This is a genomic window from Adhaeribacter aerolatus (assembly GCF_007991635.1).
GTDB lineage: Bacteria > Bacteroidota > Bacteroidia > Cytophagales > Hymenobacteraceae > Adhaeribacter > Adhaeribacter aerolatus.
In genome coordinates this window covers 13604-37437 of the sequence record NZ_BJYS01000012.1, presented here as the reverse complement: position 1 = coordinate 37437, position 23834 = coordinate 13604, and the positions used below count along the sequence as shown (strand labels likewise).

Below are 23834 nucleotides of genomic sequence, written 5' to 3'. Positions count from 1 at the left end.
TTACAAAACAGAGAGCCTTTAATGGTTCAAGCCTACATTCAATAACACGAGCGACTTTCGCCATAATGGTATTTCTCTTATGGTACAGTGTATCTATTGCTAATCTTATAGCCCAGCCAACCAAACAATGGGATAACACGCTGGGAGGTGAGGATAATGAATTATTAAATTCTGGTCAGCAGACAACCGATGGTGGTTATATTTTAGCAGGAACTACGTATTCTTACGGGATAAGTAGTGATAAAAGCCAAGTAGGCTACAGTACGGGGAGAAGTGATTTTTGGATAATAAAATTAGATGCCAATGGCAACAAAGAATGGGATAAGATTATTGGAGGCACAAGCGGAGATGATTTAAATTCTATCCAGCAAACCACCGATGGGGGGTTTATTCTAGGGGGAATTTCCGTGTCTAATATAAGTGGTGATAAAAGTGAGAGTTCATTTGGTGGTGGCGATTATTGGGTGGTAAAATTAGATGCTGCCGGAAATAAAGTATGGGATAAAACATTTGGTGGAACGGGCCAAGACAATTTAATAAGTCTTCAACAAACAAGGGATGGTGGTTATATTCTGGGTGGGAATTCTACCTCAAATGCATATCAGCTTGGAGGTAAAACCGAAAATTCTAAAGGTTATGACGATTATTGGATTGTCAAGCTAAACGCCAATGGCACGAAAGAATGGGATAAAACCGTAGGAGGGAATGCTAAGGATGAATTAAAGACTGTTCGGCAAACCGTAGATGGCGGCTTTATAGTGGGTGGAACCTCCGAATCGAATATCTCCGGGGATAAGAGTGAAAATAAAGGAGGTTATAGTGATTATTGGGTTGTTAAGTTAAATGCCTCGGGCAATAAAGAATGGGACAATACGCTGGGAGGAATTGATTTTGAAGTTTTTGGAGCTTTACAAGCAACGCCTGATGGGGGCTGTATCCTGGGTGGATGGTCAATCTCAAGGATAAGTGGTGATAAAAGTATAGAGAATAAAGGAATTGCTGACTTCTGGGTAGTGAAGTTGAACGCCTCGGGTCTTAAAGAATGGGATAATACTTATGGTGGGGGAGGAAGTCAGGCGGTTACTGCTATGCAACTTACAACCGATGGTGGTTATATTTTAGGTGGTAAGTCTAATTCTGGTTGGAGTTTTGATAAGAGCGAAAATGGTAGGGGAGGAAATGATTTCTGGGTTGTAAAAATAAACGCTACTGGTAAAAAAGAATGGGATAAAACCCTTGGCGGAGATTATGAAGATATCTTAAGTTTTATTCAGCAAACGGACGATGGGGGGTATTTTATGGGAGGAAGTTCTCATTCTAATTTAAGCGGGGATAAAAGTGAGAGTAGGATAGGTACTGGTTATAGTTACCTTAATGATTATTGGGTTGTAAAATTATCACCTTCTCATACACCTGAGCGAACTATTACAACTAAGAATTTAGCTTTGCCAGGTTTTTGTATCGGCGGGCCTCTCGAAGTTTCTTTTACTACAAGTGGTACATTTAGCCCATCTGAAATATTCAAAGTTCAGCTTTCGGATACGACGGGATCTTTCGCATCTCCGATAACAATAGGAGAAGGTACAGCAAGCCCAATTTTTGCAGATATCCCCTTTTCATCAAATATCCCAGAAGGTAAAGGTTACAGATTACGCGTTGTTTCAACTTTATCACCTGCTGTAATTGGTACCGATAACGGTACCGATTTACGTACTTCTGTCAATGTTTTAGGCCAGCCATTTTTTTATGGCCCCAGTAACCCATGTTCAGGTACAATAGCTGTTTACACAGCTTCAGACCCAGAGTTATATAAGAATTTGAGCTGGGATGTACCAAGTGGCTGGACTATTGTCAGTGGCCAGGGAACTTCAAGTATAACTGTAAAAGTCGGTACTACCAATGGTCTCATAACTTTATCAGGTGATAGTTTTTGTGGTAGCCACGTGGGGTACAATTCAGTAGAGCCTGTTGTTGTACCAACCCAATTAACTCCTATTACTGCCAATACCAATACACCCTGTGTGGGTGAATTAGTCGTGTATACAGCTAAACCAGCAGACCAAAATTATAACTACGAAACCGGGTATTATGATTGGCAACTACCTTCGGGCTGGATCATTATAAGTGGTCAGTGGACAAATATTATTACCGTGAAAGCTGGTTCAGCACCAGGAACCATTAGTGTGAATTTTCAAAATAGCTGCGGAAGTAGTGCTCCGCAAACCCTGGCGGTAGCCAGTGCCATTTCGAATGCCCCAACAGTCACTTCAAAAGCCACCTGCGGCCCTGGTCCGGTTACACTAACTGCTTCCGGCGCACCTGCCACGGGTTCTTACCGCTGGTACACCAGCAATTCAACTAGCACACCTGTTGCAACCACTGCAATCTTTACCACGCCGGTGCTTGCAGCAACCACTACGTATTATGTTTCGGTGGTGAATGGCTCCTGCGAAAGTACCCGGGTGCCGGTTACCGCAACCGTAAACCCACTTCCTAAAATAGTAGTTACCACCAATGCCACCACCATTACGAGTGGCGGTTCGGCTACATTAACCGCTTCCGGTGCCGGCAACTATACCTGGTCGCCGGCTACGGGTTTAAGCAGTACTACCGGAGGTTCCGTAATTGCGAAACCTACGGCTACTACCACGTATACCGTTACCGGTACCGATGCCAATGGTTGTGCCGGAACAGCCAGTCTTACCATTACCGTAAATACCTCGGGCTTACAGACCCAAACCATCACCTTTCCACCCATACCGGATAAGTTGTACGGCGATGCCCCTTTTACTTTGAATGCTACCTCCAGTTCCGGGTTAAGTTTGTACTACCGGATTATGTCGGGTCCGGCTACCCTATCGGGTAAAACCCTGACCATGACCGGCGTGGGTAAAGTAACCGTACGGGCTTACCACCCAGGCAACGACCGTTACCTGGCTGCTACCCCGGTAGATGTAAGTTTTAATGTGCTGAGTCCTACGAGGCTGAGCCAAACCATTAGTTTTGCTAGTTTACCCAACAAGGAATATGGCGATGCACCATTTACCATCAGCGCTACGGCTTCTTCGGGTCTGCCGGTGAGCTTTAGCGTGGTAGTCGGCGGCGCTACTATTTCGGGTAATACAGTTACGCTAACCGACTCAGGCATGGTGACAATTCGGGCTTCGCAAGCAGGCAATGCCACTTATCTGGCTGCTCCGGATGTAGATCGCACCTTCAGGGTGTGGGGCCCTCCGAAGATGAGTCAAACTATTAATTTCCCGCCGCTGCCCAAAGTAACCTTTAGCGAGCCGCCGTTTATGGTTAGTGCAACCGCCTCCTCCGGTCTGCCGGTTAGCTTTAGTATTCTTTCGGGGCCGGCTACTATCTCGGGCAATATTGTCACGCTTACTGGAGCCGGAATAGTAACGGTGCGCGCCTCCCAGGCAGGAAGTGGAACCTATCACACCGCACAACCAGTTGACCAGAGCTTTACAGTAGTTAAAGCCGCTCAAACCATTAACTTCGCACCGCTGGCCGATAAAACCTATGGTGATGCTCCCGTTAATTTAACCGCTACTGCCTCTTCTGGCTTGCCGGTAAGTTTTCGGGTAATTTCGGGAACAGTTAAATTGCTGGGCAATACGCTATATCTATTAGGCGCTGGTACCGTTACCGTACAAGCCGAACAACCGGGCGATAACAATTATTCGGACGCTACTGTGGTACAGCGTAGCTTCACCGTAGCTAAAGCGAACCAAACCATTAACTTAGCGGCTATTCCGGATAAGACTTTAGGTGAAGCACCTTTTATGCAGAGTGCCACAGCTTCTTCGGGCTTACCGCTTAGCTACAGCATTGTTTCCGGGCCAGCTACTATCGCGGGGAATGTGGTTACTTTAACCGGAGTAGGTACCGTAACCGTACGGGCTGCTCAGGCGGGTGATGCTAATTACAATTCCGCTTCAACCGAGAAGAGCTTTGCGGTAAAAAGTGCCGAACCCCAGCCAACCGCGTGCAGTGTAGCGCTTACGAGCAAAATTACGCAAGCCGAACCCTGGTATGGCATGTGGGGACCAACTACCGGTGCCGGTGCCATCGACTTAACCGTGAGTGGCGGTACCGCTCCGTATACTTATCAGTGGAGCAACGGCCTGACCAGCCAGGATGTAGCCGTCGCTGCCCCGGGTACTTACACCGTAACCCTCACCGATGCCAAAGGCTGTGTGGCCAGAGCGGCTGTAACCGTAGGCCGGAAAAATGACCCGATTAAGCTGGCCTCGTCACAAATAAATGTATCTGCAACCGGTGGCCGCGATGGTTCTGTTGATTTAAGTGTAGTAGGAGGGATTGCCCCTTTTACTTACCGCTGGAGCAACGGCGCTACGACCGAAGACTTAACCGGATTAGCCGCCGGTATTTACACCGTAACCGTTACCGATGCATTCGGCCAGAAAGTTAGTATCTCGGTGCAGATTCTGGCACCGGGCCAGACAGCGCTGACTGCCACTAAAAATCCGGTTATGGTTGAAGAAGCTTTGGTAAATAATATGCAGGTTTATCCGAACCCCATCCGTAACCAGGCAACCGTAAACTTTTCTTTGAAAATTACGGGTAATTACACGTTAGCACTTTACGACAGCAAGGGCGCTAAAGTGAAAAACATCTCGGCCGGACAAGCAGTAGCGGGTAAAGCCTTAACATTAGAGTTAAACGTAGCCGGATTGGCCGAAGGCGTCTACCTGCTCCAACTCCTGACCGATAAAGGGTTAGAGACCAGGCGTATTTCGGTGTCCAGGTAAATTCGGGAGCCAGTGTTGTTACCTGATAGAAAATACCGGCAAAGTAAAACAACCGATGTTAAAAGTGTTATCTGGCTATTGATTGGATATCAGCTGTAAAAAGCATTTAATTAGAGTATCGAAATTTTAATAATAAAAGAAAAAGGGCAGCGATGTGTTGCCCTTTTTCTTTTATTATTTCTCTTTTTGGTTTATTATTTTTGTCATTCAAGAAGATACTGTATAGCCTATTCAAAAGCGCTAGCTACAATGCTTAAAGGAAACTATTTCGTTTATATTCATTCAAATCCGAAAAAAACAGTTCTTTATACTGGTGTAACTAAAGACTTAACAGTTCAGCTTAAAAAATATTTTTATAATTAGATTATCAAGAGGCCCTTTGCTGATCAAGGGAAGATGTTTCCTCTGATGATTCTTATTCAACTGCTACTTTCCAGTCTTCTGATGATAGTTCTATTGTTTCCATAGCTTGATAGCACAACCTTTGTATATTTTGAGCAGATAAATTTACCTCCAAAAAATAACCATTCTCTAATTCTCGGACTGCTCTAAATTTATTTTTTTCTCTCCCTAAATATCTTGGAAAATTATGAGCAATAATTTCAAACTTCTCAGGTTCAAGGTCTGCAACTGTATTTAGCGTTAATTCTAAGACATCTCTCCAAGATTTTACACTAAAGCTCTGACCTAATATTTTTACTTCTGTTGGAATTGTACCAGTGACTTCTTGAATCTCAGATTTAAAAGAATTATCATGACCAAAATATGGCCACATTTCGATAGCTTTATTAGCTAGGGATTCAGAACGCTCATCAATTTCCTCTTTGGTCCATTTAGTTAATGCAATAAAATACTTATTCAATTCTAAATGACTCTCAATAAATATCTCTCTCTTAGTGGAAAAATCATCATTGGATAACTCAGTATTATAGGCTGTTAAGGTAAGATTACCAATTGTATGCAAATAGAGTTCATGGGTTTCTTCCCACTCTTCTCCTAAGTGACTCTGCCATGCTTCAGATAATGTTTGAGGCATAACATGTTCAATGGTCAAATTTTCAAGTAGAACATTCTCCTTATGACCAAAATATTCCTCCAGGCTTTCTAATATTAGCTTTGTTTTTACATATCTATCGCCGCTTCCATACAGTTTTGCTTCTTTTAACCGGACTCTAAATTCATTATCTTTTGGATACCCTTTCGTCTGCAAAAGATATTGAAGTCCTTCAGGTATTTTTAATTCATATTTAGATATTAATTGAGGAATAATCGCGGGGAAAATTTTATTCAATTGATTAGTAGGTATACCACAAACAAATCTACGGATTAAATAATTCTCTATTGTCTGTAAAGCCGTAATGAAATCTTCTTTGGGCAAGGTGTCTAAAACATAATAATTATAAAGTTTTAGCAAAAGTGGGTATGCCGTAGTTACTTCAAATCGGTTCAGTCTGCGAAAGTATTTTTGTAAATCTTTATCATTTTCATAATCTGGATAAAGGATTTTTTGATAATATAATGAATGCTTTTGTAGGTTTTCTAAATATATGATTGAATTTTGAGGATTTACATTATCCTTTAATTCATAATAAACATCTGTTTGTTTGATAATAGAACCTTCTTTCATTAAAAAGTGGCGAATAAATTCAGTTAAATTATCTTCTAATGCATCTTGCATTGGCTGCCAAAATTCGCTATAAACCTGTTCTTGTTTATCAACATGAATGCGCATGAAAAAATAATTCCTTATCAAATCAGCTTGGGTTAGCGGTCGTCCCTTTGCATTCAAACTCTCGAATACTAAATAAGGATTGTCATCTGCATCTAAAAGTATACTAACTACTGAAAAATATGTAGTAATTATCTTTTTTAGCTTCTCGGGGTCTAGTTGATACTGCCTTAATTTTTTCTCAAAAAAATCATAGGCTCTTGTTAATTGACTCTCCTTTTCATTAGATCTTCCATTAATAAAATTTTTATAAATTTCTCTGTCTACTTGTGTTGGCATTAACTTATAGAAGTCATTATCCTTTTTATAAGGGTTTACTAATAGAGTATTATTAATCTCTCCTGCAAATTCCTCATTTTGATTCTCTCTTGCTTTATTTCTTAATAGTGTTAGAATTATAAATATTGTAGTTAATCGTTGTTGTCCATCTATAAGGAGGTACTTCGCAACTCCTTCTGGTACAGAAACCGTTGGCATATTAACTATCGATCCTATAAAATGTGTTCTTGGATTTTCTGTTTCACATAATTCCACAAGGTCTTTCCATAATATTTCCCATTCTTTACTTGTCCAACTATAAGTACGTTGAAAAAGGGGGATTACATACTGTTTTGTTCCCTCAATTATATCTTGAAGTTTAGTTTCTTTTGCTTGCATAATTATATGTGAATCTTTTAACCTTACTGCTAACTCGTACCTAAAGGGAACAAATCCTTTTAGAATTCATAATAAGTATATACTGCTTTTTTCAACTTCAAACTAACAAGAGCATTACTAACAACAAATCAGTATATTTCCACTAATAATAAATAAAACCTAGTAATAAAAAAAGGCTACTGAAAATTAATTCAGTAGCCTTTTGAAGTAAGTTTATTACAGTTAGAAATTGTTTAAAGCTGCATTCAAAGTTTCACTCGGCCGCATGGCTTTCTCAACTTTGGCAGCATCCGGACGGAAATATCCACCTAAATCTACGGGTTTGCCTTGTACCGCAATTTGCTCTTCTACAATTTTGGCTTCGTTTTCGGTTAAGGTTTTGGCCAAGTTAGCGAATTTAGAAGCTAGCTCCTGGTCTTTGGTTTGTTCGGCCATGGCTTGGGCCCAGTATAATGCCAGGTAGAAATGGCTGCCCCGGTTGTCAATGCCGCCAACTTTACGCGAAGGTGATTTGTCGTTTTCCAGGAACTTGCCGTTGGCTTGGTTCAGGGCTTCGGCTAATACGGCGGCTTTATCGTTTTTGGTTTTGTAAGCCAAATCTTCCAGCGAAACAGCTAAGGCCAGGAACTCACCCAACGAATCCCAGCGCAGGTAATTTTCTTCGGTAAACTGCTGCACGTGTTTCGGCGCCGAACCACCGGCTCCGGTTTCGAACAAGCCGCCACCATCTAACAACGGCACAATCGAAAGCATTTTGGCGCTGGTACCTAATTCTATAATCGGGAATAAATCGGTTAAATAATCGCGGAGTACGTTACCCGTTACCGATATGGTATCCTGACCAGCTTTGGCGCGCTCGCAGGTATAACGCATGGCTTCTACCGGCGATAACACTTTTACTTCTAGTCCGTTGGTGTCGTGGTCCTGTAAATATTTCTCAACTTTCTGAATCAGGTTGGCATCGTGCGGCCGGTTTTTATCGAGCCAGAAGATGGCCGGGGTATCCGTAATGCGGGCGCGTGTTACAGCCAGTTTTACCCAGTCCTGAATGGGTAAATCTTTGGTCTGGCACATCCGCCAGATATCGCCTTCCTCTACTTTATGCTCCATTAAAGCATTGCCATTAGCATCCACCACCCGTACGGTACCGCTTTCCGCAATCTGGAAAGTTTTGTCGTGCGATCCGTATTCTTCGGCTTTCTGGGCCATTAACCCAATATTGGGCACGGTACCCATGGTGCTGGGGTTGAAAGCGCCGTTTTCTCTACAGAAATCGATAACTTCCTGATAAATACCGGCGTAGCTGCGGTCCGGAATCATAAACTTGGTATCGTGCGCTTTGCCATCGGCACCCCACATGCGGCCCGAAGTCCGGATTGCCGCCGGCATAGAAGCATCAATAATTACATCGTTCGGGAAGTGCAGGTTGGTAATGCCTTTGTCTGAATCCACCATGGCCAAGGCCGGGGCATTGTCGTAAACCGTTTTAATATCGGCTTCAATAGCGGCTTTCTGGTCAGCTGGCAAGTTCTGGATTTTAGCGTACAAATCACTTAAACCGTTGTTCGGGTTAACGCCAATGCTTTTCAGGGTTTCGGCGTGTTTCTCAAAAATATCTTTAAAGAAAACAGTTACCGCGTGGCCAAACATAATCGGGTCCGAAACCTTCATCATGGTGGCTTTCAGGTGCAGCGATAACAAAACACCTTTTGTCTTAGCGTCGGCAATTTCTTTTTCGTAAAAAGCGCGCAAGGCTTTTTTGCTCATCCGCGAAGCATCTATTACTTCGCCGGCTTTTAAAGCTAAATTGTCTTTTAACGTTTTGGTGGTACCATCGGCACCCACAAATTCAATCTTAACCGAGCCAGCCTGCTCCATTACCACCGATTGCTCGCTGCCGTAAAAATCATCGCCGTCCATGTGCGATACGTGCGACTTAGAATCAGAAGACCAGGCACCCATGGAATGCGGGTTTTTCTTGGCGTATTCTTTCACGGGCGGCGCCACGCGGCGGTCGGAGTTACCTTCGCGTAAAACCGGGTTTACTGCACTACCCAGTACTTTGCCGTAACGGGTCTGCATTTCTTTTTCCGCATCGGTTTGCGGGGTGGCCGGGTAATCCGGAATATTATACCCCTGGCTTTGCAGTTCTTTGATGGCGGCCGTTAACTGCGGCACCGATGCACTAATATTGGGTAATTTAATAATATTGGCTTCCGGCGTTTTGGCTAATTCGCCCAGGTAAGCCAAATCATCGTTTTGTTTTTGTTCTTCGGTTAAGTTCTCCGGAAAAGTAGCCAGAATCCGGCCGGCCAGCGAAATATCCCGGGTTTCAACTGCTATATCGGCGGCCTTTGTAAAAGTTTGTACAATCGGTAAAAAAGAATACGTTGCCAGGGCCGGCGCTTCATCGGTTATGGTGTAAACAATTTTTGCGGTTTTGGTCATGTTATGCTTTTGGTTTAAGTTTTTATAAACACCCAAAAGGTGGTGCATATAAGTTATATGACTGGTTTATTTTTTTAGTATGATGTACCTAACTATCCGGACGATAGTACCTAATAGTTACAGCGGCAAATATAATAGTCTTTTGGGAATAGTACAGATTTAGTAGGCAATCCGTAAAGGGTTGTTAAAAACTTTTGGGGCAATATTTTTGAACAGAAATTTGACCGAATATTTTATAAACTATTTATATATTCCGAATAGCCCCGGAAGGGCGAAATCCGTCAGCGATGGGTGCAGCCCATCGGTAATTTAAGCGCGCTGAATAGGCGAAATTTAACCAGAAATAATTACGCCCATTCCGGGCTTTGGCTTTCGGGTGCTTGATCAGCACATGGCTGCACCCTATGTTGGGAGATTTCGCCCTTTCAGGGCTATGCTTTGGTCTAGCGTTCAGAATTTAGGGTTATATTTCTTCCTTAGTTGAGCAGCCCGTTACTTTATAAATCCGGCCATCTGATTTGGTAAAAATGTAAAGCTCTTGTTTTGGTCCTAAGCCAAAGCGGAGGTCGGTTTTTTTGCCGCCCATTATTTCCTTTAAAGTAGTGCGCTTGCCCGCAATTTGCAGATCCATTTCCTGAATGGGTGCTTGCTGCCCCAGCTTGAGTTGGCTGTTTTCTACGAAAAATACGCGGCCACTCACAATATCGCCAAAGATATATTTGCCTTTTAAAACCGGAATATTGGGGTTGGTGTAAACAAAGCCACCCGAAAAAGCATTGCCTTCGTCGTGGTCGAACTGCGCTACCGGGTAAGTATAGTTAAATTTATTATCGTCCGGCGGTAGGGCGTAAACCCGGTCCATTTTGCCCCGGTAGTCCAGCAGGAAAGTGCCTTCCCGGGCCGGCCAGCCGTAATCGGCACCGGCCTGGCCCAGGTTTAGTTCTTCCATGTTATTTAAACCAATATCCGAGATAAGCATTTTGCCATCCGGTGACCAGGTAATGCGGTTTGGATTGCGGAAACCCCGGACATAAACCTCGCCCAAGGTTTGGGAATCATTGTCTTGGGCAAAGGGGTTTTGGGCCGGAATGCCGTATTTCTTGTTTTGGCTGTTTCTACCTTTCGGGTCGATGCGCAGCACCGAGCTCCAGATGGTTTTATTGCTGTTACAAATAAAGTAAGCGCCGCCTTCGGCCGAACCGCCGTCGCCCACCCCAATGTACAATAAGCCATAATCCGGCGAACCTGGTTTGGCCAAAGGATTAAAAGTAATTTCCTGCACCCCGTGGACCTGGGTCATCATATTAACCCGCAGCATTTCCCGGCCCGTACCGGCAAAAGTCGCCGCATAGGGATCTTTCATTTTCCACTCGGTTAGTACCCACTGCAGGGTTACTTTTATGGAGTCGGCAAAAGCAAAATCAGCCGGGGCGGCCTGGGCTTTCTCGGTGTGGGTGGTATAGAATAAACCATTTTTGTAAAACTCCGGGTGAAAAGCAAAACTCCCGAAGCCAGTGGCCAAGCCTGGTTGCGGAATAAAACCCGGACGTTCTTTGGTAATATCCATAAAAACGTTCAGCTTTTTACCTTCTATTTCATAAATCAGCCCCCGCAGCTCCTGTATAAAATGCCGGTCTTTTTTACCGCCGGTTAATACCCGCATTTTGTTTATGCGGGCCAAAGGTATTTTCTGGGCCGTAGCCGGCGCGGTTAATACTTCGTCCAGTATTAATTTCAGGTTAGATTTAGGAATTTTAGTTGGTATAGGGTCTTTGATGGCTTCGCCAAACTGGGCGCTACTCACGTTGGGGGGCGCCGTTTTTTTATGGGTGTTTATAAATGAAACCAGGGCCTGGATATCAGCATTGCTTAAGCCCGTAAAAGGCGGCATATATTGGTTAAATTCTGCAAAAAGGCGTTTTCCCCGGACATCACCACTCGCAATAACTGCCGGGGCATTACGAATGAAGCTGGTGATCCAGGCATGCGAAACCTCTGCGGTAACGCCAGCCAGGTTGGGGCCGATGCCTTTTTGTTTGAAATTATGGCAAGTGGCGCAGTTGTTCTGAAATAAAGCCTCGCCCTGGGAAATGACCTGCGGATTAGAGGCATACGGACTAGTGGCCGGAACCGAATCCGTAGGCTTTTGTCCCGCAACTTTGGACTGTTCAGCCCCGGACAGCGTGGACGGGGCGGGGTCCGAATTAGTAACCGTTGGGGTTTGTTTGGGAGAACAGCCGGCCAGAAAAAGTAACTGTAAGCAGGTTAAAACAAATAAATAAAGATGTTTACCCATTGTTAATGGTATTTGTGGTGCTGGATTGGTTAGAGTCTAATAGCTTTTTAAATTTAAAAAAGAGCATTTTAACTTACAGGCAGCAAGGGTTGGTACAGAAATTTACCTTTGTGGAATATTTTCCGGGACAACGAATCTCTTCAGGTCTTTTCAATTTTTGCATACCCTGTGCAAACCCAAAATAAATATTAAAATTCAGATTACCTACTAAAAGGTAGCTGGCACACCGGTTTGTTTTTGGCAATATATTTTTCTCACTGCTTTAGGGTATAAGTATCGGCACCGGGCATTTACTGGAAAGCTTCCCTTTGATTAGTAACAGCCGTAAGGTGCTTGTTGAGTAAATACAGGCCTGCGTGCAGCTGTTTGAGCCTGGTAATCATCGCCGCATCCGGTTGTCATAAGTCAGATTTTCCTTTGAATTATATTCCCAAATTATGGCTGCCTCTTTCTGATGGGTCATGGTACACACCAGTCGCATATAACAAAAACCGAATCATCAGTAGGTTTATTGCCGATACGCGTACCTGATGCCGGTGCAGAAAGAATGTCCGCCGGTAGTAGTAAGGATCCGAGGCTTTCATCACCACCTGGGCATTGGTGGGTAAGAGCGACAACAGCTTACAAAAGTTCAGTTTTTTAATTGCTGAACTTTTTAATTATCAAAACTTTAGTGGTGGTAATACTCGCATCAAATGTTGCCTTTGAAAGTTATTTCCGTAATGGGTACCTACCTGAAAATGGTTAAGGAAAGAAAAAAACCGGACCTGGCAATCCTGTATGCTGGCTCCCTCACCTAGTCAACTGTCCTTGATTTGGTTGTATAAAGAGAAAGTCACGTGCATCCTGAGCGGGCTGTTAGTCTAATGCCCATAGATTGTTTGCTTCTCTCTCTCTTTACTTCTGAGTTTTCCCTGGTTTATCTCTTTTTCTTTTCTTTGCAAACATCGCATCACAAACAGGTAGCCCATTTTATGGAAGCTGAAAAATACTGGTTAATAATATTCAAATACTTGCATTAAGCTTTAACCTTCAGTTTGTAACTTTTAACCTGCACTTTATTGCGGTGAACCATCGGTTCTTCCCCATTTGATAGCTTCTTTGCCAATATTTTGGCCGCAAACCAGGCCGGCTTCGTTATCGAAGCGGTAGTGAATACCGCCGTACAGCCGCGATAGAGCAGCTTCTTCGGCTTGCTTTTTCAGATTTTCGCCATTCTGCGGAAATAAGTAAGTTAAAACAGTGGCCGCTGCGCCTGAAAAGGTAGCGTGTCCGGAAGTATACGAGGGGAAATTAGGAATACCGGTAGCCGTTTTAATTTTGGGATCCATCTGGGAAGGCCGGGGTATATAATACGTATACTTGGTCCGCCAGCAACAGATAGCCGCATCAAACAAGGCGCGGTTCAGCAAGGCCAGGATACGGGCGGTGCGCAGTTCGCTGCATTGTTCTTGCCGGATTAAACTAGCCGCAATCTGGTTCCAGTGACCAGGTGGGGTAGGAGTTCCGCCTCCATCGGCCCAAAAATCAGAGATGCGCCATTGTTCCCGGGTACGGCTGTCGGCAATCTTCCGCACCTCGGCCAGGGCTTGGTTAAATTCGGTGCTACCTACGGCTGGAGGTGGGCCCGGTAAACCCGTCATTAGTGCAGTGGAGTCGTACCAGGTTTTTACATTGCCAGCCAAGGGTAACATAGGGCCACGTACCGGAACATCCAGGCTCTTCCATTTAACTGGCACAAGTGCTTGCTCCCAGGTGTTCTTGGCATCTCCCGCCAGGTTCATCCGATCTTTGCGGGCATAATCCAACACTTTAAGCGCTACTTCTTTACCCAGGGCCGCGCCGGCAGTTAAATCGGTGCGTACGTTGGCACCGGCTAATAACCGTGATTCCTGGTGCTCGGTAGCTTTGTTGCTTAAGAACTCAGCTTCTTTCGGGAAAATAAATTTTAATACTTCTAAAGAAGCGGCCGCTACAACTGCATCTTCTGATGGGTAGGAAGGCAAGCTGCTGGCCGGTACTAAAAGTTTAATCTGGTTGTCGGTTTGGACAGGAGCAACGCGGTTAAATTTAAATTTATGGTGCCAGGCCGATACTAGGGCATCGTATTGGGCTACGCTTAACAAAGCATAAATGCGGGCCGCTACAACCGGGTTGGCAAACGGCGATTGCGGGTCCGGCGCAGCACCTACCTGGGGGGCTATGTTATATTTAGCTACCAACTGGCGACAAATCTCATTCCAGCGCAGGGTTGCACCCGCAGACCAATATTGGATAGCTTCGCGTTGTGAACCGCTCAGTTGCGTTTGTAAGCGTTTAATCTCGCTTAACTCCTGCTGGTAGGCGGGACTGGTAGCAGCATCCGGTACCGGAACAGAAACAGTGGCGCTGGTTTTCAGGATAATGGTTTTCCAGGTGCCGCCGCTTAAATCCTGATCCTGGGGATTAGCCGCTTCGAAACGCGGACCAGAGAGATCGGCTTTTTCGCAGCCGCTCAAACCGGCTATTAGGAGTCCGGTGAAGAGCAACGAAAGAAATCGGAAAGAAGTAATTTGCCTGATGATTTTAGAAAGTAACATGGGGAAAGTATTTGCACTACCAGATTGTTAAAAGGAATTTATTTTTGCTGCCAGTTGGGTAAGTTGTAAACCAAACTACCCGAGTAACGGGTGGCCTGGCCGACGTTTTTACCATTCAGGGTAAAGCTGGTACCGCCGCCCAATCCGATTGCCGGGAAAAAAGGCAATGGCACAAACACGTTAAAGCCAGTTCGGGTATAAGACACCGCATTGCTCGGGAAAGGGATGCCCGGACCAATATTGGTTCCTTTGCCGGCTTCCTGTTTATGCAGCCAGGCATCGGCGTAAACCAACGACGAGGCAAACCCCAGCTTCACGGAATAATCGAAAGAGTTGGGTACGTGGCTGGTGTGGCCGTTGTAATAGGGGCTGCCGCGGCCAGTTTCGGGTAAAGGAACAGCATCACGATCTAGTTTTACATCGGACCGGCGAACGTAACCGGCCTGCGCACTAAGGAATACACCGTAATTACTTTTAAATTGGGTGATTAAACGCCCATCCAGATTGGTGGAGTGATGGCCTATAGCTACCGGGGCATCGGCAATATATGGGCTAAACGGAGTAGAAATACCGCCGGCCACCATTAGCGATAAGCTACCCAGATTACCTAATTTTTGCTCGTAGGCATTATACTTTAAGTAAAAGGCACCGTCCTGGAAGCCTTTCTGGTCCTGCCAAAAACCCTGGTCGGCAGTAGCTTTAATATAAGGAAGTGCGATAATGGCATCCAACTTATCTGTGAGGCCGGCAACCCCGTAAAAACTAAGACTGCGGGTGGTAATGGTGCCCAGGTTGGCGTTTTGGGTAGAAGTACCACCCACAAAATAAGTGTCGTAGCTTTCGTAGGAGTAAGAAAAGGCTACCGAACTATTGCCTTTGCCTTTCATAAAGCCGTCTACCATACCCTGGGCAAAAACTGGCAGGAAACCCGACGTAAGCAGAAGCAGGAGAAAAGTTAAAGGTAATCGGGTAAAAGTTTTGGCCATTGGTGTTATTTAAAAGGCTGGGACAAAGAAGTTTAGGAGCGGGAAAGTATTGTTCGTACAATTATAATAAATATTCAGTTCTCTTTTAAAAAGTATTTTGCAGGTTTATATAATTATCAGACAGGTTCTTAGGGGGGCTATTCCGGTAACTAAATATACAATTTTAAATATTCAATTTCATTACAGAAGGGTTAAAAGAATTTGCAAGGCTTTTTCCGGTTGATTCAGTAATATTAACTTTTTAGCCAGCTTACTCATGGCAGTATATTGTGCTGCCGGGTCCGGGGCGTATTTCTGAAGCAGGTACTGCACATAAGGCTCCTGGCGAATATTTTGAAGTTCGAAGTAGGTAGGCAATTTTTCCAGGTTAGCTAGCCGGGCCAGGTTACTGCTATCTAAAAAAATATTCTGACGGATACCAGGTGGCAATTGATCGAATCCCATACCCAGATTATTATTCGGTTTAGGTAAACGAAATAAACTCTCGGCTGTGGATTGGCCATACCAGTCGCCACCCAGGCGGGCTACCGGTTGCAGTTTAAGTGGGTCGATAGCTGTGCCCGCGGTGTTTAAAATAGCTTCGTGGATGTGTAGCATAAGCACCTCGCAGATAACCAGGTTGGCGGCGCCATTCTGATCTCCGATTGATTTTACTTCCATCACCCGGCACTCAAAAGCGACCGGCGCTTCCTGCACCCTAGGCGGTTTTACCAATACCGCAGGAATTGGTGTTAAGCCCGCTTTTATAAATTCGTTTACCCCGGCGGGATATTCGGTACTGGCCAATGACATTTGTTCGACCAGCGGGTAATTGCCGATATGAATAACTACTTCGGGAACCTGCTGCACATTCTGGAGGGTGTGTTTGGTGGTATTATCGCGAATGCGGCGGGCCGGAGAAAATATTATGATGGGTGGGTTGGTACCGAAAACATTAAAAAAACTAAAAGGGCTTAGGTTTATGTTACCGGCAGCGTCCTGGGTACTGGCAAAAGCAATGGGTCGGGGCGCAATAGCACTTTGCAGCCAATTTTGTAGCTGCGCTGGACTTAAAGCTTTTGCATCGAAAGACTTAAACATGTATCGCTAAAATTTACCAATTGTGAACATTGTAAAAAATGTTTTTTACCGGGTAAGTGCTTCATGCCTAATCATGCCTAATGTCAGGATAGAATCAGCCATTCACGTACCGCCACTATAGGGTGGGCATAACTTTATTCCGGACCTCGCCAAAACCCACGCGTAGGCCGTTGCGTTCCGCATATCCTTTAAATATTACAGTATCGCCATCTTCCAAAAACTTGCGGGTAGCGCCGTTGGGTAACGTAAGTGGTTTAGAGCCTTGCCAGGTTAATTCCAAAATAGAGCCGTACGATTCCGGTTCGGAGCCGCTGATAGTACCGGAAGCATATAAATCGCCTACTTCCAGGTTGCAGCCGTTGCTGGTTTGGTGGGCCAGTTGCTGGTTCATGTTCCAATACAAGTGGCGGGTATTCGATTGGGAAATCAGGGCCGGATCTTCCTGGTCTGGTTGCAGGTAAATTTTAAGGTTTATGTCTAAGTGTTTATGGCCTTCGTATTCCAGGTAAGGTAATACTTTGGGTTCCTGCACCGGGCCGGGTACCCGGAAAGGTTCCAGGGCATCTAACGTTACCACCCACGGCGAAATGGAGGAGGCAAAACTTTTACCCAAAAATGGCCCCAGCGGCACGTACTCCCAACGCTGTATATCGCGGGCCGACCAATCGTTAAACAGTACCAAACCAAATATGTAGTCTTCGGCTTCATCGGTCATGACAAAGCTACCCAGGTCGGTGGCGCGGCCGGTAATAAAGGCTACTTCCAGTTCAAAATCTAATTCGCGGGTAGGCCCAAAAACCGGCAGATCGGCATCGGGGGCTTTGGTCTGGCCCTGCGGCCGGAAAATAGGATATCCTGAAACCACAATGGAAGAAGCGCGGCCGTGGTAGCCTACCGGTAGGTGTTTCCAGTTAGGCAACAACGGATTTTCGGGATTACGGAACATTAGCCCCACGTTCGTGGCATGTTCCAGGCTGGCATAAAAATCGGTGTAATTCGGTATTTTTACCGGCAGGTGCATGGTGGCCTCCTGGCATTTAACGAGGCAGGCCTTCATCACCTCATGGTTATCCCGGATTTCCGGATTATTGTTCCGCAGCAGCTCCGATACCCGTTCCCGGACCTCCCGCCAAACGGGTTTTCCCAAAGAAATAAAGCGGTTCAGGGTTTCGGAATGAAAAACCGTCGGATCTTCCAGTGATAACAAATCAAACAATCCTTCCTGGCACACAGCGTATAAATCCAGAATATAATCGCCAATAGCTACTCCTACGCGCGGATCACGGGTAGATGTACTGAAAATCCCAAAAGGTAGGTTTTGGATCGGGAAATCACTGTTAGGTGAAATCTGGATCCAGGAGTGCAGTTGCGGGTCGTTGGCTCGAATCATAGAAGCGGAAATTATACCTTAAAAGTAAAGGTACAAAAAAATAAAACCGGAGTCAGACTAGACTGGCTCCGGTTTTATAAGGTAAAAAAGGAAATATTTTAAACCACGGGTGGCGTCAGGTTTACGGCTATTACCGATTGTATTTCAGGTACTTCCCGTTTAATGGTTTGTTCAATGCCGGCCCGCATGGTCATTAACGACATGGAACAGGAGCCGCAAGCACCTAATAATTCCAGTTTCAGTACCATATCGTCCGACAATTCCAAAATTTTTACGTTGCCACCGTCGGCTTCCAGGTAAGGTCTTATCTGGTCCAAGGCTCTTTCAATTCGCTCAAATAGTAATTCTTCTGTGTTGGTCGCTACCATGTTATCAGGTGTTAATAGGTACTATTTTCGTTTTCGCCAGGCCGGCATTGCGCACCGAAACCTGCTGGGCTACGGCCTGGGCTACTTCTTCAAATACTTTGCCCGCCGGCGAATCCACTTTTATTACTTCAGGCATACCATCGTCGCCGCTTTCGCGGATACTCTGTACCAGTGGTATCTGTCCTAACAACGGAACGCCCCATTTAGTTGCCAATTGCTGGCCACCGCCCTCGCCAAAGATAAAATACTTATTCTGAGGCAGCTCGGCGGGTGTAAAGTAAGCCATATTTTCAATAATTCCGAGCACCGGCACGTTAATCTGCGGCTGCCGGAACATCTGCAAACCTTTCTGAGCATCGGCCAACGCTACTTTTTGTGGGGTGGTAACAATGATAGCGCCGGTTACCGGCACAGTCTGCACCAAGGTTAAATGAATATCGCTGGTGCCGGGTGGTAAGTCAATTAATAAATAGTCGAGTTCGCCCCAGTCCACGTCCGAGATAAATTGTTTCAGGGCTGAGCTGGCCATGGGACCGCGCCAGACTACGGCATTTTCGGCCGGTGCCAGGAAGCCGATCGAAATAAGCTTAATACCGTAGCGCTCAATCGGTTCAATCAGGTTTCGGCCTTCGGGCGTCCGGAAAACCCGCGGGCGTTCTTCTTCGGCGTTAAACATCAGCGGCATACTCGGGCCCGAAATATCGGCATCGATTAAACCTACCTTGGCGCCGCTCTGCGACAAAGCAATGGCCAGGTTAGCTGTAACGGTAGATTTTCCAACGCCGCCTTTACCCGAAGCAATGGCAATAATATTTTTAACATCTTTCAAAATGGCCGAATTGGTATCGCGGGCAGTGGTAACCCGGCTGGTCAGGTTAACCGTTACGTTCGCTTCCTTATCCACCATGGTGTGAATGGCCCGGATGCAGGCATTTTGAATCAGTTCTTTCAGCGGACAGGCCGGAGTAGTAAGAATAACGGTAAAAGAAATGTTTTTGCCGTCGATTTGTATATTTTCAATCATGTTCAGGGTTACCAAATCCTTGCCCAGATCCGGCTCCTCTACATAACTTAAGGCTTTTAATATATCTTGTTGCGTAATAGCCATCTTATTCTTTAGCTAATCTAATGATTCACAAAAGTACAAAATTTTGTTCAGATTAACCCTGATTTAGCGGAATATTAGCCGGTATAAGCAGGTAAACAAGCTATTGGAATAACAAATTAAAACCGGCTTAAATTGAACAAGGCAGATCTGCTGTTCAGAAGCAAAAATTTAATATTTGCCAATAAACAGGTAAGTCTTAATTAGCGGGGGTATATTGCACCGTTAAAATTATAGCCAGTGAACAAGGGAATACTTTGGTTATAAATTTTACTTTTTAGCTACCACCCATTCTTTAGCCCCACACAACTCACATTTGCTTACTTTTTGCGCTTCCGCCAAAGATTTTAGGTTACCACAATCCAGGCAACAATACAGGCCGGCGGTTGGTACGGGTGTGGGCGCTTTCAAAATAGCCTCCGGTTCAATTTCATTTTCGGGAATCAAACTCAAGCCCGGCTTTGTATTTTCCTGCGACCGAAACATAACCGATATCTGGCCGGAGGTTTCAAAGAATGCTTTTTCTATCTGACCTAAGTGCTCTACATCTTTACTGCGTAACGATCGGAACAAATCTTCTTTGGATAAATTATCTCTGGTCAGGCAGTCCCATTTTATAACCCCTTTATCTACTACCAGGTTGGGCTCGCCCTCCATAAAAGCTTCCACCTTTTTGTTTTTATTTATAAACCGTTCCAGATTAATCTGAAAAATGGTAACTGCCGTAACGGCTACCACGCCGTGTAATATTGGTATGCTGGCGTTTATCATGGGGTCGCCAATGGCCGAACCAAACGTAATAATAATGGCCAGTTCCAGGTTAGATAGCTGCCCCATTCCTCTTTTACCCAACAGCCGCAACAAAAAAATGCTGTAACTATACATAACCAGCGTGCGGAAAACAATCTCCAGTAAAAAGATGAGCGGCGCATCGCCAATAAATATTCGTTTGAGGTCAAATACTTCGAAATCTGGGTTCATACAGGGGTTTCATACAATGGAGGAACTACTGGAGTTAAAATATAGAACTTTGTGCTAAACGATGTTGCAGATAAAAGGATTTATTTTCAAAACCACAAGCAGGTTGCCTTCGGATTATCAAAGATATTTGGATAAGCCGGCCGGCCTATTTAGTTATTTTTATCCTGCGGTAGGTCAAGCCCTGGGAATTAGGTTTTACTTTTTATTCGTAGGAGCGAAGAGGGTTTAATACAGTGTCTTTGCCGGAAAGTCTCTAAATGCTAATCTTTTCTAATAGGTTTAAGCAGGGGGGCTGGGAAAATAGAAAACAAAACCCCGCCGGAGAAGGCGGGGTAGTTGATACTTTCAGGTGTTTTTAGAATCAGGGCAAAAGGAGCGAAGCGAAGACATACCTTAACTGGCCAGGAAAGAACCGGTGCCGGCGTGAGCCTTCAGATGCAAATAATAAAGAATAAGGGGTAAATAATGGCAAGGTATTACCCTTGGTAAATACTGCTGCGGTATTTTTCCGGGAATTTGACGCAGTATATTTTATCCGGCAAAATTTGATTGCCGAAATCTAAACCGGATTAAGTTCTAATTTGTAGAAGTTCTCTATAGCTATCGGGTTTCGGTGGATATTTTCTGACCAGGTTTTAAAATCCAGCTACCTACCGTAGCCAATTTTTTTGAATTTTCTTTGCTTTTCATTTGGTGTAGCTTTTATAATGTGCTGTAAAAATTATCTGTTGTGTGTTGCAAATCTAAGGAAAATAATATTTAATAAAAATTTTAACAGTTATTTATTTATACTTTTTGGTGATAATTTTTAGGGTTCGGCTAAATTTATATTTCTTATTTAGAGTGGTTGAAAAATATCGTAAGAAGCATTTATTCAGCTTAAAATATTTATTAAGAACGATGATTGGCTCTGGTAACTACTTGAACTAAATTGCCGGATATTAAATGCAAAGTTTAATTTATTAAAGATGTTGTAGCGGCATCTATAAATATTGCTCCGGTTAATATTATAGTTTTGGACATTCGTTAATGTTAACTGCCTATAAACAGGTCTTCACTTTCCTTTAGTACTTTACCCATCCTGATTTTATTAAAGGCCGATTCTTTCTTGCCGGTTAGTAATGCCAGCGCGAACGGGCCGGCCAGCAAAAACAGAGAAAATGGTATTAACTTTTTCATGGAATAGTGATTTGTTATTGACCTGCACTAAATTAATAAAAGTTTAAATATTAAAAAACATTAATATTTAATTTATTTTATTTTTCCTGTAAAGTTTCCGGTTATTACTGTTCGAAGATGCATTTGCCGGTTCCGGCGGGGAATTATACCTGATTATAACGCCGGTGAATACTTATGCGAGTGAAGGTTAAAATTAATGTATACCATTAAACTTAGCCATTAAGCGTTGCAGAAGAAATTTCTTTTTCTGCCAGGTTTTCTATCTTTGTAAAAGCACCCAAATATTAAATTATGTCCCGCATACCCCAGGAAACCGTTGACCAGATTATTCAGCAAGCCGATATTGTGGAGGTGGTAGGGGATTTTGTGACCCTGAAGAAAAAAGGACAGAATATGTGGGCGCCGTGCCCGTTTCATCACGAAAAATCGCCTTCTTTTTCGGTGTCACCGGCTAAAGGCATTTATAAGTGCTTTGGTTGCGGCAAGGCGGGTAATTCGTTGCAATTTATTATGGATATTGAGGGCATTGGCTACGTAGATGCCCTGAAATACCTGGCCCGGAAATACGCGATTGCGATTGAAGAAGAAGTTACGCCGGAACTTACCCAGGCCCAGAGCGAGAAGGAAAGTCAGTATATACTTTCTAACTTCGCTAAAGATTATTTCCACGATATTCTGCTAAACCACGAACAAGGCAAGAGCATTGGCTTGCCTTACTTTAAAGACCGTGGTTTAGCCATGCCTACCATCCAGCGGTTTGAACTGGGCTACAGCCTCGAAGCCTGGGACGGCCTTACCGCTAAAGCTTTGGCGCAAGGCTTTCAACTGGAGTTTCTGGAAAGCACCGGCCTGACCATTAGAAAAGAAGATAAAAAATACGACCGGTTCCGGGCGCGGGTTATGTTCCCGATTCATAATTTATCGGGCAGGGTAGTGGGTTTTGGCGGCCGCACGCTGAAGTCGAATGATAAAACGCCCAAGTACGTTAACTCGCCGGAGTCCGAAATATACCACAAGAGCGATGTGCTCTACGGCATGTACCAGGCCAAGCAAGCCATCCGGAGCCAGGATTTGTGTTACCTGGTAGAAGGTTATCTGGATGTACTTTCGCTTAGTCAGGGCGGCATCGAAAATGTGGTGGCCTCGTCGGGCACTTCGCTTACCGAAGGCCAGATTAAGCTGATTGGGCGGTACACCAAAAATATTACGGTACTCTACGACGGCGATGCCGCCGGTATAAAAGCTTCGTTGCGGGGTATTGATTTAATTCTGGAAGGTGGCCTGAACGTAAATGTAGTGTTGTTTCCGGATAAAGAAGACCCGGACAGTTACATCCGGAAAGTAGGCGATACGGCTTTCAAGAAATATATTGACACCAACGCTAAAGATTTTATTTCCTTTAAAACTGAGCTGTTAAGCCAGGAGGCCGAGCATAACCCGGTTAAAAAAGCCGAGGCCATTCGGGAAATAATTTCCAGTATCTCTAAAATTCCGGATTCTATTAAGCGGGCCGTGTTTTTGCAGCGGTGCAGCGTCATATTCGGCATCGAAGAGCAGGTATTGCTTACCGAGTACAACAAACTCATGAAGCAGGAGCGGCCCAAACCGGCTTCTCCCACTATCCCGACCACCGAGCCTGAACTTACACCCCAGCCCGAAGACGAAGTAGCCGCCGACGATGCCATTTTGCTGCACCACGAGCGCGAAGTTTTACGCTTGCTGGTGAATTATTCGGCGCACCAACTACCCGAAGGCGAGCCTTTTTTGCCTTACCTGCTGGCGCAGCTCGAAGACATTGACTTCAAAATACCCATACATGCCCGTTTAATAACTTTATTTCAGGAGGTAGTAAAACAGTCTTCACTCGTTTCGCCGGATTACTTTATCAATTACCCCGATGGTGAAATCAGACAGGAAGCCATCAGTTTGCTTACCGATAAATTTGAGCTGAGCGAAAACTGGGAAACCCACCAGATTTTTGTGCCCCGCGAAACCGATATGCTGCAGTTTGCCGCCGATACGGCCGTATTGCGGCTGAAATGGCGCAATGTACAGCAAATGATTAAAGAAAACGCCGAACTGCTTAAAACCGAAAAGGATTTTCCAGAAATAATGAAAATAATGACCTTAATCAAAACCCTGCAGCAGTACGAGGTGGAAATTGGCGCCCAGTTAGGCGTGGTGGTAGTCAGGTAAAAGCATTTTTTTTATTTTTCTATGACTTTTCTTTAAAACTAGCAGCGTGAGAAATATAA

At 44.6% G+C, this 23834-nt stretch carries 14 protein-coding genes; 2 read left to right on the top strand and 12 right to left on the bottom strand.

The annotated features are described in order from the left end of the window. The first annotated feature begins 65 nt into the window (after positions 1–65). Positions 66–4781: a PKD-like domain-containing protein gene (locus AAE02nite_RS09130; RefSeq protein WP_170252558.1), complete on the top strand. Its 4716-nt coding sequence runs from the start codon at positions 66–68 to the stop codon at positions 4779–4781. Positions 4782–5196: 415 nt separating this feature from the next. On the opposite strand, the gene AAE02nite_RS09125 is transcribed toward AAE02nite_RS09130, so the two are convergent. The 12 genes from AAE02nite_RS09125 to AAE02nite_RS26245 all read right to left on the bottom strand — a co-directional run bounded on the left by AAE02nite_RS09125 (position 5197) and on the right by AAE02nite_RS26245 (position 21579). Beyond that, a complete protein-coding gene (locus AAE02nite_RS09125) occupies positions 5197–7167 on the bottom strand; it encodes a DUF262 domain-containing protein (RefSeq protein WP_146897413.1) in 1971 nt (656 codons plus the stop codon). A gap of 222 nt (positions 7168–7389) precedes the next feature. Beyond that, entirely contained in the window at positions 7390–9615 is a 2226-nt protein-coding gene (locus AAE02nite_RS09120; RefSeq protein ID WP_146897473.1) for an NADP-dependent isocitrate dehydrogenase, read from the bottom strand. A gap of 463 nt (positions 9616–10078) precedes the next feature. Further along, a complete protein-coding gene (locus tag AAE02nite_RS09115) occupies positions 10079–11911 on the bottom strand; it encodes a PQQ-dependent sugar dehydrogenase (RefSeq protein WP_146897412.1) in 1833 nt (610 codons plus the stop codon). A gap of 422 nt (positions 11912–12333) precedes the next feature. Next, entirely contained in the window at positions 12334–12528 is a 195-nt protein-coding gene (locus AAE02nite_RS09110) for a hypothetical protein (protein WP_146897410.1), read from the bottom strand. Between the two features lie 441 nt (positions 12529–12969). Then, positions 12970–14490 carry a vanadium-dependent haloperoxidase gene (locus AAE02nite_RS09105; RefSeq protein WP_146897408.1) on the bottom strand — a complete coding sequence of 507 codons (1521 nt, stop codon included), beginning with the start codon at positions 14488–14490 and terminating at the stop codon, positions 12970–12972. 38 nt (positions 14491–14528) lie between these two features. Next, a complete protein-coding gene (locus tag AAE02nite_RS09100; RefSeq protein WP_146897405.1) occupies positions 14529–15476 on the bottom strand; it encodes a transporter in 948 nt (315 codons plus the stop codon). Positions 15477–15656: 180 nt separating this feature from the next. Further along, entirely contained in the window at positions 15657–16556 is a 900-nt protein-coding gene (locus tag AAE02nite_RS09095; RefSeq protein WP_146897403.1) for a flavin reductase family protein, read from the bottom strand. A gap of 115 nt (positions 16557–16671) precedes the next feature. Continuing rightward, on the bottom strand, positions 16672–17946 hold the full coding sequence (gene fahA, locus AAE02nite_RS09090; protein ID WP_174761937.1) for a fumarylacetoacetase: 1275 nt from the start codon (positions 17944–17946) through the stop codon (positions 16672–16674). A gap of 98 nt (positions 17947–18044) precedes the next feature. Next, positions 18045–18314 (bottom strand): NifU family protein, encoded by a 270-nt coding sequence (locus AAE02nite_RS09085; protein WP_146897401.1) that lies wholly within the window; start codon positions 18312–18314, stop codon positions 18045–18047. Positions 18315–18318: 4 nt separating this feature from the next. After that, positions 18319–19422: an Mrp/NBP35 family ATP-binding protein gene (locus AAE02nite_RS09080; RefSeq protein WP_146897399.1), complete on the bottom strand. Its 1104-nt coding sequence runs from the start codon at positions 19420–19422 to the stop codon at positions 18319–18321. Between the two features lie 267 nt (positions 19423–19689). After that, complete coding sequence (locus tag AAE02nite_RS09075) at positions 19690–20400, bottom strand: DUF421 domain-containing protein (RefSeq protein WP_146897397.1); 711 nt, start codon at positions 20398–20400, stop codon at positions 19690–19692. A 1032-nt stretch (positions 20401–21432) separates the two neighbouring features. Further along, entirely contained in the window at positions 21433–21579 is a 147-nt protein-coding gene (locus AAE02nite_RS26245) for a hypothetical protein (protein ID WP_170252557.1), read from the bottom strand. Positions 21580–21870: 291 nt separating this feature from the next. Here AAE02nite_RS26245 and dnaG point away from each other — a divergent pair, with 291 nt between their 5' ends. Then, a complete protein-coding gene (dnaG, locus tag AAE02nite_RS09070) occupies positions 21871–23775 on the top strand; it encodes a DNA primase (RefSeq protein ID WP_146897395.1) in 1905 nt (634 codons plus the stop codon). The last annotated feature ends 59 nt before the right edge of the window (positions 23776–23834 follow it).